The organism is Pseudovibrio ascidiaceicola (assembly GCF_900114245.1).
Lineage (GTDB): Bacteria > Pseudomonadota > Alphaproteobacteria > Rhizobiales > Stappiaceae > Pseudovibrio > Pseudovibrio ascidiaceicola.
This window is the reverse complement of the sequence record NZ_FOSK01000016.1, coordinates 121,439-139,364: the sequence shown is the minus strand read 5'-3', so window position 1 is coordinate 139,364 and position 17,926 is coordinate 121,439. Positions and strand designations below refer to the sequence as shown.

General features: G+C 51.1%; 15 protein-coding genes and 1 tRNA gene. All 16 read left to right on the top strand.

The window, feature by feature from the left end:
* Window positions 1-180 (top strand): EF-Tu C-terminal domain-related protein (locus BM231_RS23795; protein ID WP_483150653.1); only part of this gene is annotated, 180 nt, incomplete at its 5' end.
* A 111-nt stretch (window positions 181-291) separates the two neighbouring features.
* Window positions 292-367 (top strand) — tRNA-Trp (locus BM231_RS23790).
* Between the two features lie 119 nt (window positions 368-486).
* Window positions 487-678 (top strand): preprotein translocase subunit SecE, encoded by a 192-nt coding sequence (gene secE / locus BM231_RS23785; protein WP_057464836.1) that lies wholly within the window; start codon window positions 487-489, stop codon window positions 676-678.
* A 38-nt stretch (window positions 679-716) separates the two neighbouring features.
* A complete protein-coding gene (gene nusG, locus BM231_RS23780) occupies window positions 717-1,250 on the top strand; it encodes a transcription termination/antitermination protein NusG (RefSeq protein ID WP_093523484.1) in 534 nt (177 codons plus the stop codon).
* A 121-nt stretch (window positions 1,251-1,371) separates the two neighbouring features.
* Window positions 1,372-1,800, top strand: a complete 429-nt coding sequence (gene rplK, locus BM231_RS23775; RefSeq protein ID WP_093523482.1) for a 50S ribosomal protein L11 — start codon at window positions 1,372-1,374, stop codon at window positions 1,798-1,800.
* A 7-nt stretch (window positions 1,801-1,807) separates the two neighbouring features.
* On the top strand, window positions 1,808-2,503 hold the full coding sequence (rplA, locus tag BM231_RS23770) for a 50S ribosomal protein L1 (RefSeq protein WP_093523480.1): 696 nt from the start codon (window positions 1,808-1,810) through the stop codon (window positions 2,501-2,503).
* Window positions 2,504-2,844: 341 nt separating this feature from the next.
* Entirely contained in the window at window positions 2,845-3,363 is a 519-nt protein-coding gene (rplJ, locus tag BM231_RS23765; protein WP_093523478.1) for a 50S ribosomal protein L10, read from the top strand.
* A gap of 60 nt (window positions 3,364-3,423) precedes the next feature.
* A complete protein-coding gene (gene rplL, locus BM231_RS23760) occupies window positions 3,424-3,792 on the top strand; it encodes a 50S ribosomal protein L7/L12 (protein WP_093523476.1) in 369 nt (122 codons plus the stop codon).
* A 201-nt stretch (window positions 3,793-3,993) separates the two neighbouring features.
* Entirely contained in the window at window positions 3,994-8,136 is a 4,143-nt protein-coding gene (rpoB, locus tag BM231_RS23755; RefSeq protein ID WP_093523474.1) for a DNA-directed RNA polymerase subunit beta, read from the top strand.
* 101 nt (window positions 8,137-8,237) lie between these two features.
* Window positions 8,238-12,440 (top strand): DNA-directed RNA polymerase subunit beta', encoded by a 4,203-nt coding sequence (gene rpoC / locus BM231_RS23750; RefSeq protein WP_093523472.1) that lies wholly within the window; start codon window positions 8,238-8,240, stop codon window positions 12,438-12,440.
* A gap of 224 nt (window positions 12,441-12,664) precedes the next feature.
* Entirely contained in the window at window positions 12,665-12,967 is a 303-nt protein-coding gene (locus BM231_RS23745; protein ID WP_093523470.1) for a regulator, read from the top strand.
* 193 nt (window positions 12,968-13,160) lie between these two features.
* Entirely contained in the window at window positions 13,161-13,925 is a 765-nt protein-coding gene (locus BM231_RS23740; protein ID WP_244527209.1) for an SDR family oxidoreductase, read from the top strand.
* Window positions 13,926-14,506: 581 nt separating this feature from the next.
* A complete protein-coding gene (rpsL, locus tag BM231_RS23735; RefSeq protein WP_057464826.1) occupies window positions 14,507-14,878 on the top strand; it encodes a 30S ribosomal protein S12 in 372 nt (123 codons plus the stop codon).
* 16 nt (window positions 14,879-14,894) lie between these two features.
* Window positions 14,895-15,365 carry a 30S ribosomal protein S7 gene (gene rpsG / locus BM231_RS23730; RefSeq protein ID WP_093523466.1) on the top strand — a complete coding sequence of 157 codons (471 nt, stop codon included), beginning with the start codon at window positions 14,895-14,897 and terminating at the stop codon, window positions 15,363-15,365.
* 24 nt (window positions 15,366-15,389) lie between these two features.
* Window positions 15,390-17,465, top strand: a complete 2,076-nt coding sequence (gene fusA / locus BM231_RS23725; RefSeq protein WP_093523464.1) for an elongation factor G — start codon at window positions 15,390-15,392, stop codon at window positions 17,463-17,465.
* Between the two features lie 48 nt (window positions 17,466-17,513).
* Window positions 17,514-17,926 (top strand): GTP-binding protein (locus BM231_RS23720; protein WP_425287828.1); only part of this gene is annotated, 413 nt, incomplete at its 3' end.

Sequence of the window (17,926 nt, the reverse complement as noted above, 5' to 3'; positions counted from 1 at the left end):
ACTGACGTGACTGGTGTTGTTTCTCTGCCAGAAGGCACAGAAATGGTGATGCCTGGTGATAACGTTGCTGTTTCAGTTGAACTTATCGTACCAATCGCTATGGAAGATGGTCTTCGTTTCGCTATCCGTGAAGGTGGTCGTACCGTCGGCGCTGGTGTGGTAGCAGAAATCATCGAATAAAGACTTTTAAAGTCTTTACATATCGTACCGCGGTGGTTATTGCGGTATGGTTCCTTCCAGTGAGTTGATTGTTGGTCGGAAAAAGGTTTTGTCCCATGTTTGGGACTTTGTAGGGGTATAGCTCAGTTGGTAGAGCGACGGTCTCCAAAACCGTAGGTCGCGGGTTCGAGCCCTGCTGCCCCTGCCATCTCTTTGGTTGAGAAAAATCTTGATTAATCGAAGTTGGTGGCATATGAAGAGTTTTTCAGGGATAGGGCGCGTGGAAGAATCTACGCGCCCACCTGTCGTGTAATGGGCCGGGACCGGATGGCAAAAACCAATCCTTTTACATTTATCCAGCAAGTTCGTTCTGAAACTGCGAAGGTAACTTGGCCGACGCGTAAGGAAACTGGCGTGACCACGTTAATGGTCTTCGTGATGGTTTTCCTGGCGGCGATGTTCTTTCTTGCTGCTGACCAGCTTATGAGCTGGGGTATCAGTTTACTGCTTGGCTTCTAATAGTCTCACAGGCATTTCTAGTAGGAACAGGATTTAAGATGGCTAAGCGCTGGTATATTGTGCACGCTTATTCGAACTTCGAGCGTAAAGTTGCTGAAGCGATTAAAGAAAGAGCTTCGCAGCAGGGTCTTGAAGATTCATTTGACGAAGTTCTGGTTCCGACCGAGAAATTCGTAGAAGTACGTCGCGGTCGCAAGGTTGATGCTGAGCGTAAGTTCTTCCCAGGATACGTTCTGGTGAAGATGGAGATGAGCGACGATGCTTATCACCTGATCAACGATACGCCGAAAGTTTCTGGCTTCCTTGGTAATGACAAGAAGCCGATGCCTATCTCCGAGGCAGAAGCGCAGCGTATTCTTAATCAGGTTCAGGAAGGTGTCGAAGCTCCGAAACCTTCTGTCAGCTTTGAAGTTGGTGAACAGGTTCGCGTCAGCGATGGCCCGTTTGCTTCCTTCTCTGGTCTCGTCGAGGAAGTCGATGAGGAACGGGCACGTCTTAAAGTGACAGTGTCCATCTTCGGCCGGGCTACACCGGTTGAACTTGAATACGGACAGGTCGACAAAGTCGGTTAAGTCCGGGATGGGGCGGCAGGTGAAGCGCACTTTCGTCGGTGTGCTGGAAGCCAGACCGCCCGCTCTCTTATCCAGTGAAATGCGCTTAGCGTGATTTCACAGATCCATTCTGGAGAGAATTATGGCGAAAAAGATTGACGGCTACTTAAAGCTTCAGGTGCCAGCAGGTTCTGCTACACCATCCCCACCAATTGGTCCTGCGCTGGGTCAGCGCGGTCTGAACATCATGGAATTCTGTAAGGCGTTTAACGCTAAGACCCAGGATGTTGAGAAAGGTGCTCCTTGCCCAACAACCATTACTTATTATTCCGATAAGTCTTTCACATTTGAGATCAAGACAGCTCCGGCTTCCTTCTTCCTCAAGAAAGCTGCGAAAATCAAATCTGGCTCAGCAACTGCTGGTCGCGGTACCATTGCGTCCGTAACTAAAGCTCAGGTTCGTGAAATCGCTGAAGCTAAGATGAAAGATCTCAACGCTAACGACATCGAAGCAGCAATGCTGATGATCGAAGGCTCCGCCCGTTCCATGGGTCTGGAAGTTACGGAGTAAGAGTATCATGGCTAAAGTAGGTAAGCGCATTAAAGCTGCTCGCGAAGGTATTGATCGTAACAAAGAGTACGCAGTAAGCGAAGCTCTTGGTGTTGTTAAGTCTGGCTCCACTGCCAAGTTTGACGAAACCATCGAAGTTGCAATCAACCTTGGTGTTGACCCACGTCACGCTGACCAGATGGTTCGTGGTGCATGTGTTCTTCCAAACGGTACCGGTAAAACTGTACGCGTTGCTGTGTTTGCTCGTGATGCGAAAGCTGACGAAGCAAAAGCTGCTGGCGCAGACATTGTTGGTGCTGAAGAGCTGGTTAAAGAAGTTCAGGGCGGTACCATCAACTTCGATACCGTCATCGCAACTCCTGACATGATGCCACTCGTTGGTCGTCTTGGTAAAGTTCTCGGTCCTCGCGGCATGATGCCTAACCCTAAGGTTGGCACTGTGACCCCTGACGTGACCAAGGCTGTTAAAGACGCCAAAGGTGGTTCTGTACAGTTCCGCGTTGAAAAAGCTGGTATCATTCACGCTGGCGTTGGCAAAGCTTCTTTTGAAGCTACCAAGCTGGAAGAGAACGTAAAAGCGTTCGTTGATGCAGTGATCAAAGCTAAGCCATCAGGTGCAAAAGGTACTTACGTTAAGCGCGTAGCCATTTCATCCACGATGGGACCTGGTGTGAAGGTTGATCTTGGTTCTATTACCGAGTAAACACCTCGCCTATAAGAGTTACCTCCCGCTTTTATGTGGGAGGTTTTACCGCTGAAAGACTGTTATGGTCCTTCGGCATCCCTGTCCGAGACTGCAGGTGCCAACGTTTGTTGGTTTAAGTTTTTGATAAGAAAGGCCTGCATAGATGGAGAAGAACTGATTTGGTTGATATGCAAAATGCAATTCAACCTTGCGGTTCGAACCAAATTGCCTTGCTGCGTCTCTCCGGCGCGTAAGGGGACAGGACCCTAATCGTCGTTGTCGAGGTTGGGTTAGCCCAATTTTGATGCGGCAAAGGCAAACCGGCGGCAATGAGAATTGCTGCCAACTGGAGAAGGCAAGTGGAAAGAGCGGATAAGCAAAAGTTCGTCAGCGATTTCAACGAAGTGTTGTCTAACACTGGCGTTGCAGTTGTTGCGCACTATGCGGGCCTTTCAGTTTCTCAGATGACTCAGCTTCGTGCTGATGCTCGTGAAGCTGGTGGTACCGTAAAGGTTGCTAAAAACCGCCTTGTCAAGCTTGCCCTTCAAGGCACTGAACTAGAGCATATCAGCGACCTGTTCAAAGGCCCAACTGTCATCGTTTATTCCGATGATCCAGTTGCTGCGCCTAAGGCTGCTGCTAACTTCGCTAAGGCTAACGAAGACTTCGTAATCCTTGGTGGTGCTCTTGGTTCAACTAACCTGGATACTGCTGGTGTTAATGCACTGGCAACGATGCCGTCCCTGGACGAGCTTCGTGGCAAGCTGGTGGGTATGATTCAGACCCCAGCGACCCGTATGGCCATGGTTACGAGCGCACCGGCCGGGCAACTTGCTCGCGTCTTCAATGCGTACGCCGAGAAGGACCAAGCCGCGTAAGGCGGAACCACATAATTTTTGTCAAAACCGAAAACGGTTCGAACAACAAGGTACTGAAAAATGGCTGATCTCGCAAAGATCGTAGAAGAACTCTCCGCACTGACCGTTATGGAAGCTGCTGAGCTTTCCAAACTGCTCGAAGAAGAGTGGGGCGTATCTGCTGCTGCTCCTGTAGCTGTTGCTGCTGCTGGTCCAGCTGCTGAAGCTGCTGAAGAACAGACTGAATTCGACGTGATCCTGGCTGACGCTGGCGCGAAGAAAATCAACGTGATCAAAGAAGTACGTGCGATCACTGGTCTTGGTCTGAAAGAAGCTAAAGAGCTCGTAGAAGGCGCTCCAAAAGCTGTTAAAGAAGCAGTTTCCAAAGACGAAGCAGAAGAGCTGAAAAAGAAGCTCGAAGAAGCTGGTGCAAAAGTAGAACTCAAGTAATCCTGAGTTCTTCAGATATTGGTCCCGGAGTAATCCGGGACCTTTTCCGTACCCTGGCGGGTTTCCCGGCCGGGGTAAACGTCCCAACGGGGGAGGGTGCCTGACAGCGCCCTATTGTGGACGGTTCTGAGAAGCTACGTTTTCTGCCATGCAGGGCGTCGTTTTTCTGAACCGTCACCTTGAGTGATACGAGGAGCGACAATGACGCAGACGTTCAACGGTCGCAAGCGGGTCCGTAAATACTTCGGATCCATCCGCGATGTAGCGGCTATGCCAAATCTTATTGAAGTGCAGAAGGCGTCTTATGACCAATTCTTGCAAGTTGATAAGGTAGAAGATAGCCGCGTTGACGAAGGCCTTGAGGCCGTATTTAAGTCCGTATTCCCCATTTCGGATTTTGCAGGCAATTCCCTTCTTGAATTCGTAGATTACGAATTTGAAGCACCAAAGTATGATGTGGAAGAGTGCCGCCAGCGTGATATGACTTACGCTGCGCCACTGAAGCTTACGCTTCGCCTCATCGTGTTTGATGTGGATGAAGATACTGGCGCAAAATCGGTTAAAGACATCAAAGAACAAGATGTCTACATGGGCGATATTCCGTTCATGACCGATAACGGTACCTTTGTGATCAATGGTACAGAACGCGTTATCGTGTCTCAGATGCACCGTTCCCCGGGTGTATTCTTTGACCATGACAAAGGTAAGACCCACTCTTCCGGTAAACTTCTGTTTGCTGCACGTGTGATCCCTTACCGTGGTTCATGGCTCGATATCGAATTCGATGCTAAGGACATTGTCCACGCACGTATCGATCGCCGTCGTAAGATTCCAGTGACATCTCTGTTGATGGCGCTTGGTCTGGACAGCGAAGAAATTCTGAACACCTTCTACAAGCGCATCGACTACGTTCGTGCAGGCGAGGGCAGCTGGTCTGTTCCGTTTGATGGCGCTCGTCTGAAGGGCACCAAAGCCGTCACCGACATGGTTGATGCTGCTAGCGGTGAAGTGGTTGTTGAAGCTGGTAAGAAAATTACCGCTCGCACAATTCGTCAGTTGACCGAAAAGGGCGTTAAAGCTCTGAAAGGCTCTGATGAAGATCTCTATGGTCAGTACCTTGCTGAAGACATTGTCGACATGGGTACTGGTGAGATATACGCTGAAGCTGGTGAAGAGCTGACTGAAAAGCTTCTTCATGAGCTTATCGAGCGTGGCTACCACGATCTGCCTGTTCTGGATATCGACTACGTTAACGTAGGTCCTTACATCCGCAACACTCTGGCTGCTGACAAGAATGACGGCCGCGAAGGTGCTCTGTTCGACATCTACCGCGTTATGCGTCCTGGTGAGCCGCCAACCATCGAAACAGCTGAGGCTATGTTCCAGTCTCTGTTCTTCGATGCTGAGCGCTACGACCTCTCCGCGGTTGGCCGCGTGAAAATGAACATGCGTCTTGACCTTGAGTGTGAAGATACTGTTCGTGTTCTGCGTAAAGACGACATCCTGTCAGTGATCAGCCTGCTGCTTAATCTTCGTGATGGCCGCGGCGAAATCGATGACATCGATAACCTTGGTAACCGTCGTGTTCGCTCCGTTGGCGAACTGATGGAAAACCAGTACCGTGTTGGCCTGCTGCGCATGGAACGTGCGATCAAGGAGCGTATGAGCTCCGTTGAGATCGACACTGTGATGCCTCAGGATCTGATCAACGCAAAACCTGCTGCAGCAGCTGTACGTGAGTTCTTCGGTTCTTCCCAGCTGTCTCAGTTTATGGATCAGACCAACCCACTCTCTGAAGTGACGCATAAGCGTCGTCTTTCAGCGCTTGGGCCTGGTGGTTTGACCCGTGAGCGCGCAGGCTTTGAAGTTCGTGACGTTCACCCAACACACTATGGTCGTATCTGCCCGATTGAAACACCGGAAGGTCCGAACATTGGTCTGATCAACTCACTGGCTACCTTTGCACGTGTGAACAAGTATGGCTTTATTGAGAGCCCATACCGCCGTGTTATTGATGGCATTGTGACGAAAGACGTTGTCTATCTCTCCGCTATGGAAGAGAGCAAGTACTACGTTTCTCAGGCGAACGCTGAGATGAACGAAGATGGTAGCTTCGTGAACGACCTGGTTCAGTGTCGTCACGCAGGTGAAAACATCTTGGTCACCTCTGATCGCGTTGATCTGATGGATGTGTCTCCGAAACAGCTGGTTTCCGTTGCCGCGTCGCTCATTCCGTTCCTTGAGAACGATGATGCGAACCGCGCGCTGATGGGTTCCAACATGATGCGTCAGGCTGTGCCGCTCGTTCGTGCACAGGCTCCATTTGTTGGCACCGGTATGGAACCAATCGTTGCTCGTGACTCTGGTGCTGCTATCGGCGCACGTCGCGGCGGTGTGGTTGACCAGGTTGACGCAACACGTATCGTTATTCGTGCGACTGAAGATCTAGATCCTTCCAAGTCTGGCGTAGATATCTACCGCCTGATGAAGTTCCAGCGTTCCAACCAGGATACCTGTATCAACCAGCGTCCGCTGGTGAACGTAGGTGACCGGGTTCGTAAGGGCGATATCATTGCAGACGGTCCTTCGACTGATCTGGGTGATCTGGCGCTTGGCCGTAACGTTATGGTCGCGTTCATGCCTTGGAACGGCTACAACTTCGAGGATTCCATCCTTCTGTCCGAGCGCATCGTTCGCGATGACGTCTTCACCTCCATCCACCTCGAAGAATTCGAAGTGATGGCGCGTGATACGAAGCTTGGCCCTGAGGAAATCACTCGCGATATTCCTAACGTTTCTGAAGAAGCGCTGAAGAACCTTGACGAAGCCGGCATTGTTTATGTTGGTGCTGAGGTGAAACCAGGCGACATTCTCGTTGGTAAGATCACTCCAAAGGGCGAAAGCCCAATGACACCAGAAGAAAAACTTCTGCGTGCGATCTTCGGTGAGAAAGCTTCTGACGTTCGCGACACATCCATGCGTCTGTCTCCAGGTGTATCCGGTACTGTTGTTGAAGTTCGTGTATTCAACCGCCACGGCGTTGAAAAAGACGAACGCGCAATGGCTATCGAGCGCGAAGAGATTGAACGTCTTGCGAAAGACCGCGACGACGAACAGGCAATTCTTGACCGTAACGTCTATGGCCGTCTGGCTGAGATGATCATGGGTCATGTGACTGTTGGTGGTCCGAAGAACTTCCGTAAGGGTGTTGAGATCGACGGAAACGTTCTGAACGAATTCCCACGTTCTCAGTGGTGGCAGTTTGCTGTCGAAGACGAGCAGCTGATGAGCGAGCTGGAAGCGCTTCGTGGTTCTTATGATGAGAGCCGTAAGCGTCTGGAACAGCGCTTCATCGACAAGGTTGAGAAGCTGCAGCGTGGTGATGAGTTGCCACCTGGCGTGATGAAGATGGTTAAGGTCTTCGTTGCGGTTAAGCGTAAGATTCAGCCTGGTGATAAGATGGCTGGTCGTCACGGTAACAAGGGTGTGGTTTCCAAAATCAACCCATGTGAAGACATGCCATTCCTGGATGACGGTCAACACGTTGATATCGTTCTGAACCCACTCGGCGTTCCATCACGTATGAACGTTGGTCAGATTCTTGAAACACACCTTGGCTGGGCTTGTGCCGGCATGGGGCAGAAGATCGGCGAGCTTTACGACGAATATCGTAAGTCTGGCGAGATCGAACAGCTTCGTGGCAAGGTCGTTGAGATCTACGGCGACAACATCAAGGGTGAGCCGGTTCAAGAATACGACGACGAAGGCATTGCTAAACTTGGTGAGCAGCTGCGTCATGGCGTTTCCATCGCGACTCCGGTCTTTGATGGTGCACGTGAACCTGACGTTGTTGACATGCTGAACATTGCTGAGATGAAGCCATCCGGTCAGTCTACATTGTATGACGGACGTACCGGCGAACAGTTCGACCGTCAGGTCACTGTAGGTTACATCTACATGCTCAAGCTTCACCACTTGGTTGACGATAAGATCCACGCGCGTTCTATCGGACCTTACTCTCTTGTTACTCAGCAGCCGCTGGGTGGTAAGGCGCAGTTCGGCGGTCAGCGCTTCGGTGAGATGGAAGTGTGGGCGCTGGAAGCTTATGGCGCAGCGTACACCTTGCAGGAAATGCTCACTGTTAAGTCTGATGACGTGGCAGGTCGTACCAAGGTTTATGAAGCTATCGTCCGGGGTGACGACACATTTGAGGCGGGTATTCCTGAGAGCTTTAACGTTCTCGTCAAGGAAATGCGTTCCCTGGGCCTCAATGTCGAGTTGCAGGATAAGGAACCGCGTCAGAAAGCCAATGATGACGCTGAAGCAATCGATGCCGCGGAATAAGACCTTTCAAGGTATTTCGCTGTAAGTCATGTATTCATGCCGGAAGAGGGGAGCCTGCTTATTAGCACGCTCCCCAAACCGCGCATTTTAGGAGAGAGCTGATGTCGCAAGAGGTCATGAACCTGTTCAATCAACAGGCTCCCGCACAGACCTTCGATCATATCCGCATCTCGATCGCCAGCCCGGAGAAAATTCTGTCCTGGTCGTTCGGTGAGATCAAAAAGCCGGAGACGATCAACTACAGAACTTTCAAGCCAGAGCGCGACGGGCTGTTCTGTGCTCGGATTTTCGGTCCTATCAAGGACTATGAGTGCTTGTGCGGTAAGTATAAGCGCATGAAATATAAAGGCGTTATCTGTGAGAAGTGTGGCGTTGAAGTCACCTTGTCCCGTGTACGCCGTGAACGTATGGGCCACATTGAGCTTGCTGCTCCTGTTGCGCATATCTGGTTCCTGAAGTCGCTGCCATCCCGTATCGGCATGCTGTTGGATATGACGCTTAAGGATCTTGAGCGCATCCTGTACTTCGAGAACTACGTTGTTATTGAGCCAGGCCTTACTCCTTTGAAGCTGCGTCAGCTGCTTTCTGAAGAAGAGTTTGTTGCCGCTCAGGACGAATACGGTGAAGACAGCTTCACTGCTATGATTGGTGCTGAAGCGATCCGTGAGATCCTTGCCAGCATGGATCTGCAGCGTGAATCTGAAAAGATCCGTCAGGAAATTGCAGAAGCAACCACAGAGCTGAAGCCTAAGAAACTGGCGAAGCGCTTGAAGGTTGTTGAGGCGTTCATCGAGTCTGGAAACCGTCCTGAATGGATGATCCTGACCGTTGTTCCTGTGATCCCACCAGATCTGCGTCCGCTGGTTCCATTGGATGGTGGCCGTTTTGCTACGTCTGACCTCAACGATCTTTATCGTCGTGTGATCAACCGTAACAACCGTCTGAAGCGTCTGATCGAGCTTAAAGCTCCTGACATCATTATTCGTAACGAAAAACGTATGCTGCAGGAATCTGTAGATGCGCTGTTCGATAATGGTCGTCGTGGTCGTGTGATCCAGGGTGCTAACAAACGTCCTTTGAAGTCCCTTTCCGATATGCTGAAAGGTAAGCAAGGTCGTTTCCGTCAGAACCTTCTTGGTAAGCGCGTGGATTACTCCGGTCGTTCCGTTATTACTGTGGGTCCTGAACTGAAGCTGCACCAATGTGGTCTGCCGAAGAAGATGGCGCTTGAGCTATTCAAGCCGTTCATCTACTCCCGCCTCGATGCAAAGGGTTATTCTTCCACTGTTAAACAGGCGAAGAAGCTCGTTGAAAAAGAGCGTCCGGAAGTTTGGGATATCCTTGATGAAGTGATCCGCGAGCACCCGGTTCTTCTGAACCGTGCGCCTACGCTTCACCGTCTAGGCATCCAGGCTTTCGAACCTACCCTGATTGAAGGTAAGGCAATCCAGCTGCACCCACTCGTTTGTTCCGCGTTTAACGCTGACTTCGATGGTGACCAGATGGCTGTTCACGTTCCGCTTTCTCTGGAAGCGCAGCTTGAAGCCCGTACTCTCATGATGTCCACCAACAACATTCTGCATCCGGCGAACGGTGGTCCGATCATCGTACCGTCCCAGGATATTGTTCTTGGTCTTTACTACCTGTCCATTATGGCAGATGGTGAGCCAGGTGAAGGCATGGCCTTCGGTAACATGGGTGAGTTGCACCACGCGCTGGAAAACGGTGTTATCACTGTTCACTCCAAGATCCGTGGTCGCTTCAAGTCTGTTGATGAGCTGGGCAACCCAACCTCTGAAATCTTTGAGACCACTCCTGGTCGTCTGATGATTGCAGAGCTGCTGCCGAAGCACTTCGAAGTCCCGTTCGACGCCTGTAACAAGCTGATGACCAAAAAAGACATCTCCAAGATGATCGATACGGTTTATCGTGCTTGTGGTCAGAAAGAGACCGTTATCTTCTGTGACCGCGTTATGCAGCTTGGCTTCAAGAACGCATGTCGTGCTGGTATCTCCTTCGGTAAGGATGACATGGTTATCCCTGATACCAAGGCGACACTCGTTGAAAGCACCACCACTTTGGTGACTGAATACGAACAGCAGTACAACGACGGTCTGATCACTCAGGGCGAGAAGTACAACAAGGTTGTTGACGCCTGGGCGAAGTGTACTGACAAAGTCGCTGATGAAATGATGGGCCGCATCTCTGCGACTGAGTTCGAAGAGGACACAGGTCGTCAGAAACAGATGAACTCTGTTTACATGATGGCTCACTCCGGTGCGCGTGGTTCTCCAGCGCAGATGAAGCAGCTTGGCGGTATGCGCGGTCTGATGGCGAAACCAGATGGTTCCATCATCGAAAACCCGATTATCGCGAACTTTAAAGAAGGTCTGTCGGTTCTCGAGTACTTCAACTCCACCCACGGTGCCCGTAAGGGTCTTGCCGATACGGCGTTGAAAACTGCGAACTCCGGTTACCTGACACGTCGTCTCGTGGACGTTGCACAGGACAGCATCATTCTTGAAGTTGACTGTGGTTCCACCGGTGGCATTACCGTTCAGCCAATCGTTGATGCTGGTAACGTTATCGCGACCCTTGGTATGCGTGTTCTTGGTCGTACTGCGGCTGAAGACATCTGCAACAACAAGACTGGCGAAGTGCTCGTTCCTAAGGGACGTATGATCGACGAGAAGGACGTGGAGCTTCTTGAAGCTGCCAAGGTCCAGATGGTCAAGATCCGCTCCGTGCTGACTTGTGAAACCAAGACTGGTGTATGTGCGACCTGTTATGGCCGTGACCTTGCACGTGGTACTCCGGTAAACATCGGTGAAGCTGTTGGCGTTATTGCTGCGCAGTCCATTGGTGAGCCTGGTACTCAGTTGACCATGCGTACGTTCCACATTGGTGGTACGGCACAGGTTGTCGATAGCTCCTTCATTGAATCCAACTTTGAAGGCACCGTGAAGATGCGTAACCGCAATGTGGTTCGCGACTCCGACGGCAACAACATTGTCATGGCACGTAACATGTCTGTTGTGATTGTTGACAGCGACGGCAACGAGCGCTCTACGCACCGTCTGACTTACGGTGGTAAGGTCTTTGTTGACGAAGGCGATGTCATCAAGCGCGGCGATCGTATTTCTGAATGGGATCCGTACACTCGTCCGATCCTGACAGAACTTTCCGGTCGTGTTGGCTTTGAAGATCTGGTTGATGGTTCTTCTATGCAGGAAACTGCTGATGAAGCGACCGGCATCACCAAGCGTGTTGTTATCGACTGGCGTTCTTCTCAGCGTGGTGCTGATCTGAAACCTGCGATGGTTATTCAGGACGATAGCGGTAAGATCAAGAAACTGGCTCGCGGTGGCGATGCTCGTTCCCTGCTTTCCGTTGACGCTATTCTGTCCGTACAGCCAGGCGACATGGTTTCTGCTGGTGACGTTCTTGCACGTATTCCTCTGGAATCTGCGAAAACGAAAGACATCACTGGTGGTCTGCCACGAGTTGCTGAACTGTTCGAAGCACGTCGTCCAAAAGATCACGCGATTATCGCTGAGCTTGACGGTACGATCCGCTTTGGCCGAGATTACAAAAACAAGCGCCGCATCATCATCGATCCTACCGATGAGAGCCTGGAGCCTGTTGAGTACCTCATCCAGAAGAACAAGCACTTCCACCTGCAGGAAGGGGACACTATCGAGAAGGGTGAGTACCTTGTTGATGGTAACCCGGCACCGCACGACATTCTTGCGATTAAGGGCGTTGAGGCACTGGCTGCCTTCCTCGTTAACGAGATCCAGGAAGTTTACCGTCTGCAGGGCGTGGGCATTAACGACAAGCACATCGAAGTGATTGTTCGTCAGATGCTCCAGAAAGTTGAGATCACCGATCCGGGCGAAACAGAGTTCTTCTCTGGTGAGCAGGTCGATAAGATCGAATTTGAAGAAGCAAACCAGCGTGCAGTTGATAATGCACGTGATCCTGCCAAGGGTGTTCCAGTTCTTCTGGGTATCACCAAGGCAAGCTTGCAGACTCGTTCGTTCTTCTCTGCTGCATCGTTCCAGGAAACAACGCGTGTTCTGACTGAAGCAGCTGTCTTCGGCAAGATCGATCCACTGGACGGTCTGAAAGAGAACGTGATTGTTGGTCGTCTGATCCCAGCGGGTACAGGCGGGGCGATGAACCGCACTCGTAAGATTGCGACACTGCGTGATGATCTCATCCAGGACGCTCGCCGTTCAGCTTCTACTGCTGGCACCGCGGACTCCATGTTGGAAGATTTCAGCCGCGGCGAACAGCTCTAATGAGCCGGAAAATCTAAGTTCAGGTCAAGCCGCCCTTCGGGGCGGCTTTTCCGTTTATGGCAGATGGTTGCCTGAGGGCGATTTGCATCACTGCCAATGACAAGAATAACGCGTATCTGATTTTGGGGCCGAAGTTGGCTTGGCGGATACGTCTGGTGTTTTGATTTGAAACGCATCCATTCGGTCGGGCCGGACTGAGAGGGGTGCGTGATGAAGGAAATGAAATGTCTGATCAGATTGAAGAAGAAAATGGCGAAGACACTCCACCAGTTGTCTACCTGATTATGGGCCGTGCCTGGAAAGAGGAAGATGGTGAAGAAGAAGATGGTCTTCCGTTCCATGTGATGGTGACAGCACCTGATGATGATGGTGCCGTTCGCCGTGCTGTTGAAGCGCTGGGTGAACAGGGTTTTGTGGATGCAGCTCTTGATCAGCTGGGATATATCACGGAAACGCCGGAGGAAGAATTCTTCGTTCAGCCCTATAAAGATGCGCTGGCAGGCAATGTTTCAGTGATCACGTTCTAATAGCTGAACTGGTGATCTGATTTTGGATTTTGGAAAGGAGAGGGGGACCTCTCCTTTTTTGCGTTTTGGGGAGAGGGGAGTGGAATTGGATCTCTGCTGGATGCTTCAAATATGTAGTGATCTTAGCCGACTTGAGCGTACAGTGATTTTTCGGCTTTGTATTTGAAGCCAGACTAGAATGGAGCGAACGTTCTTGGGGAATGCTACTTCGAAGATTGTACTGGTCACGGGTGCCAGCAAGGGCATTGGTCAAGCCACCGCTGTTGCTTTTGCCAAGGCCGGATACGATGTCTGCGTAAACTATCATTTTGACGAATCCGGAGCGGAGAAGACTGTCCGGCAATGTCGGGAGATTGGAGTTCGCGCGATTGCTGTTGGTGCGGACATAGCTGATCTTGAGGCTGTGCGTCAGATGTTTGACATTTGTGACGACAGACTTGGGGTGGTCACTTGCCTTGTCAATAATGCGGGCATCATCGGGGGATCGTCCTCCCTAGTGGACTTGGATAGCTCGGCGTTGGTTTCGACTTTTCAGACTAATGTGTTTGGCATGATCTACTGCATGCAAGAAGCAGCCAAGCGGATGAGGACTGATGAAGGTGGTGCAGGTGGTGCGATTGTAAACATGTCCTCGGTCGCCGCGGTGATGGGAAGCCCGGGAGAGTATGTCCATTACGCTGCTTCAAAAGGTGCGGTGGAGACATTGACGATTGGTGCTGGGAAAGAGTTTGGGCCTCTCGGCATTCGGGTGAATGCCATCCGAGTGGGAACAACTGCGACCGACATGCATCAGCGGGAGGGGAATCCTGATCGACCAGCACTCGTTGCTGCTGCAACACCTCTAGGTCGTATAGCCGAACCTTCAGATATTGCAGAGGCGGCTGTCTGGCTTGGGTCTTCCGGGGCAGGATTTGTGAGTGGGACCACACTGACGGTTGCCGGTGGTCTTGCTCCCTAACTGGGTGTGATCGGTGCTTGAGATTTGAGGCGCCGGCGTGCCATTGCCCCGTGGCAGTATTTGCACTTAAGGGGCGCAATTGAATTTGACTTAATGCTGCAAGAATCAAGTGCCTTGCGAAAATGACGATGAGTCAGAGTAGGGATGTGCTTAACTTCCTTTTAATCTTCAGAGTCAAACTGCAATGAACACTTAAGCGCTTCCAAATTTTGAGGTCTTCCGTGAGGAAATTGCTGAATCTACGCGAATCTTGGGATACACCGTATGAATCTGAGAGTCTGGGCCTAAGAATCTCTTGGAAGGGACTTGACGAACAGTGTCTTGATGAGTAGGTTCCGGCAACCTTATGGCAAGCAGTAAGCAATGTCCTTCTCCTGAGGCGCCTCGCCTCGGAGTACTGAAGCTTAAACGTTGTCGGGTTCAAAGGCGAATACAAGTCGAATGCAAGACCGCGGATCCGTCCGTGGTCCTCTGGTTTCGCGGTGCCCTTCACGAATATTCGTTCGTGGATTTGGTGCGCATGCGTATGTCTACCAGAAACTGCGTCCGGTCGAAGAGCAAAAGTAGTTAAAGGGCAAATTATGCCAACGATCAACCAGTTGATCCGTAAGCCGCGTACAGTGCCGGCGAAGCGGAACAAAGTTCCAGCGATGGAAGCATGCCCGCAGAAGCGCGGCGTGTGTACTCGCGTTTATACAACCACTCCTAAGAAGCCTAACTCAGCGCTTCGTAAAGTGGCGAAAATCCGTTTGACCAATGGCTTTGAAGTTATTGGTTATATCCCGGGTGAAGGTCATAACCTCCAAGAGCACTCCGTTGTCATGATCCGTGGTGGTCGTGTAAAGGATTTGCCTGGTGTTCGTTACCACATCATCCGTGGCGTTCTTGACACCCAGGGTGTTAAAGATCGTAAACAGCGTCGTTCCAAGTATGGCGCTAAGCGTCCGAAATAATAGGATATAGACCGATATGTCCCGCCGTCACGCCGCTGAAAAGCGTCAAGTTATTCCGGATCCTAAGTTCGGAGATATCGTCGTTACTAAGTTCATGAACGCAGTAATGCTCGATGGTAAAAAATCCACCGCAGAACGCATCGTATATGGTGCATTCGATGCGATCGAAGCTAAAGCTAAGGCTAGCCCACTCGAGATGTTCCATCAGGCGCTCGAAAACGTTATGCCACAGGTTGAAGTTCGCTCCCGTCGTGTTGGTGGTGCAACTTATCAGGTTCCAGTCGAAGTTCGTACAGAGCGTCGTCAGGCACTTGCTATCCGCTGGCTGATTTCTGCAGCTCGCGGTCGTAACGAAACCACAATGGTTGGTCGTCTGTCCGGTGAACTGCTGGATGCTGCGAATGGCCGTGGTAACTCCGTTAAGAAGCGCGAAGACACCCACCGGATGGCTGAAGCTAACCGTGCGTTCTCGCACTATCGTTGGTAATCTCCCTGGATAGAGGCTGACGCTATGTCACGTACGCACAAAATCGAGGACTACCGTAACTTCGGCATCATGGCTCACATCGATGCTGGTAAGACGACCACTACAGAACGTATTCTGTATTACACTGGTAAGTCCCATAAGATCGGTGAAGTTCATGATGGTGCAGCTACCATGGACTGGATGGAGCAGGAGCAGGAGCGTGGTATTACCATTACTTCCGCTGCTACGACTGCCCACTGGAACGGTAAGCGTCTGAACATCATCGACACTCCAGGCCACGTTGACTTCACGATTGAAGTTGAGCGTTCCCTGCGTGTTCTTGATGGTGCTGTTGCACTTCTCGATGCGAATGCTGGTGTTGAACCTCAGACTGAGACCGTATGGCGTCAGGCTGACAAGTACAACGTTCCTCGCATGATCTTCGTCAACAAGATGGACAAGCTCGGTGCTGATTTCTACCGCTGTGTAGAAATGATCGAGAAGCGTCTTGGCGCAAACCCAGTTTGCCTGCAGCTGCCAATCGGCGCTGAAAGCGAATTCGCTGGTGTTGTCGATCTGATGAAGATGAAGGCTCTGGTCTGGAATGGTGAAGCTCTCGGCGCAAGCTGGGATGAGCTGGACATTCCTGCTGACCTGGCCGACAAAGCTGCAGAGTTCCGCGACAAGCTGATCGAAGCTGCTGTTGAGATCGACGAAGAAGCAATGGAAGCTTATTTGGAAGGCGAAATGCCATCCAATGAAAAGCTTCAGCAGCTTATTCGTAAAGGTACAATCGCAGGTGACTTCGTTCCTGTGCTTTGCGGTACCGCATTTAAGAACAAGGGCGTTCAGCCGCTGCTCGACGCAGTTGTTGACTATCTGCCTTCTCCAGTTGAAGTGCCTGCTATTAAAGGCATCGACGCTAAGACTGAAGAAGAAACCGTACGTGAATCTTCTGACGAAGAGCCACTCGGTATGCTCGCATTTAAGATCATGAACGATCCGTTCGTTGGGTCTTTGACTTTCGCACGCATCTACTCTGGTGTTCTGAACAAGGGTTCCTCTGTTCTTAACACTGTTAAAGGTAAGCGCGAGCGCGTCGGTCGTATGATGCAGATGCACTCAAATTCCCGCGAAGACATCGATGTAGCCTATGCAGGTGACATTGTTGCGATCGCAGGCCTGAAGGACACCACCACTGGTGATACTCTTTGTGATCCTCTCAAGCCGGTTATCCTGGAGCGCATGGAGTTCCCTGATCCGGTTATCGAGATCGCTGTAGAGCCTAAAACCAAAGGCGACCAGGAAAAGATGGGCCTTGCCCTGAACCGCCTGGCTGCTGAGGATCCGTCCTTCCGCGTGAAGACAGATGAAGAGTCCGGCCAGACAATCATTGCTGGTATGGGCGAACTTCACCTGGACATCCTTGTTGATCGCATGAAGCGTGAATTCAAGGTTGAAGCAAACATCGGTGCACCTCAGGTTGCTTACCGTGAAACCATTACCAAGCCTGCTGATGTGGATTATACCCACAAGAAGCAGTCCGGTGGTACTGGTCAGTTTGCTCGCATCAAGCTCTCAATCGAGCCGAATGAAATCGGTGCTGGTTTTGAGTTTGCTAACACGATTGTTGGCGGTAACGTTCCTAAGGAATACATCCCTGGTGTATCCAAAGGTATCGAATCCGTCATGTCCTCTGGTCCACTTGCTGGCTTCCCGATGGTCGACATTAAAGCTACCCTCACTGACGGTGCTTACCATGATGTTGACTCGTCTGTGCTCGCATTTGAGATCGCAGGTCGTGCTGGTTTCCGCGAAGCTGTGGCTAAAGCAGGTCCAAAGCTTCTGGAACCTATCATGAAGGTTGAGGTTGTCACTCCAGAAGACTATATGGGTGACGTGATTGGTGATTTGAATTCCCGTCGTGGACAGATCGCCGGTACCGAAAACCGCGGTGTCGTGACCGTTATCACTGCTATGGTTCCGCTGGCCAACATGTTTGGTTACGTGAACAACTTGCGTTCCATGTCCCAAGGACGTGCGCAGTATTCCATGGTGTTCGATCATTACGACCAAGTCCCGCAGGCTGTTGCTGACGAGGTTATGGCGAAATACGCCTAAACCTCATTAGTTCAGTCAAAGGGATTCAAGAGAGAACGGAGAGATCCGATGGCTAAAGAAAAATTTGAACGTAATAAGCCGCACGTCAACATCGGCACAATTGGCCACGTTGACCACGGTAAAACTACACTGACCGCTGCTATCACTAAGCAGTTCGGTGATTTTAAAGCATACGACGAAATCGACGGCGCTCCTGAAGAGCGTGCACGTGGTATCACTATCTCCACAGCGCACGTTGAATATGAAACCGACGCTCGTCACTACGCACACGTTGACTGTCCAGGCCACGCTGATTATGTGAAAAACATGATCACCGGTGCTGCACAGATGGACGGCGCGATCCTCGTTGTTAACGCTGCAGACGGCCCAATGCCTCAGACTCGTGAGCACATCCTGCTCGCTCGTCAGGTTGGTGTGCCTGCGCTGGTTGTCTTCATGAACAAGGTTGACCAGGTTGACGA

Bases quoted from the DNA above. Each gene is read 5' to 3' on its own strand.
- rpsG (WP_093523466.1), top strand. From the start codon at position 14,895: ATGTCCCGCCGTCACGCCGCTGAAAAGCGTCAAGTTATTCCGGATCCT.
- fusA (WP_093523464.1), top strand. From the start codon at position 15,390: ATGTCACGTACGCACAAAATCGAGGACTACCGTAACTTCGGCATCATG.
- rplK (WP_093523482.1), top strand. From the start codon at position 1,372: ATGGCGAAAAAGATTGACGGCTACTTAAAGCTTCAGGTGCCAGCAGGT.
- rplL (WP_093523476.1), top strand. From the start codon at position 3,424: ATGGCTGATCTCGCAAAGATCGTAGAAGAACTCTCCGCACTGACCGTT.
- BM231_RS23745 (WP_093523470.1), top strand. From the start codon at position 12,665: ATGTCTGATCAGATTGAAGAAGAAAATGGCGAAGACACTCCACCAGTT.
- rpoB (WP_093523474.1), top strand. From the start codon at position 3,994: ATGACGCAGACGTTCAACGGTCGCAAGCGGGTCCGTAAATACTTCGGA.
- rplA (WP_093523480.1), top strand. From the start codon at position 1,808: ATGGCTAAAGTAGGTAAGCGCATTAAAGCTGCTCGCGAAGGTATTGAT.
- rpsL (WP_057464826.1), top strand. From the start codon at position 14,507: ATGCCAACGATCAACCAGTTGATCCGTAAGCCGCGTACAGTGCCGGCG.
- secE (WP_057464836.1), top strand. From the start codon at position 487: ATGGCAAAAACCAATCCTTTTACATTTATCCAGCAAGTTCGTTCTGAA.
- rpoC (WP_093523472.1), top strand. From the start codon at position 8,238: ATGTCGCAAGAGGTCATGAACCTGTTCAATCAACAGGCTCCCGCACAG.
- nusG (WP_093523484.1), top strand. From the start codon at position 717: ATGGCTAAGCGCTGGTATATTGTGCACGCTTATTCGAACTTCGAGCGT.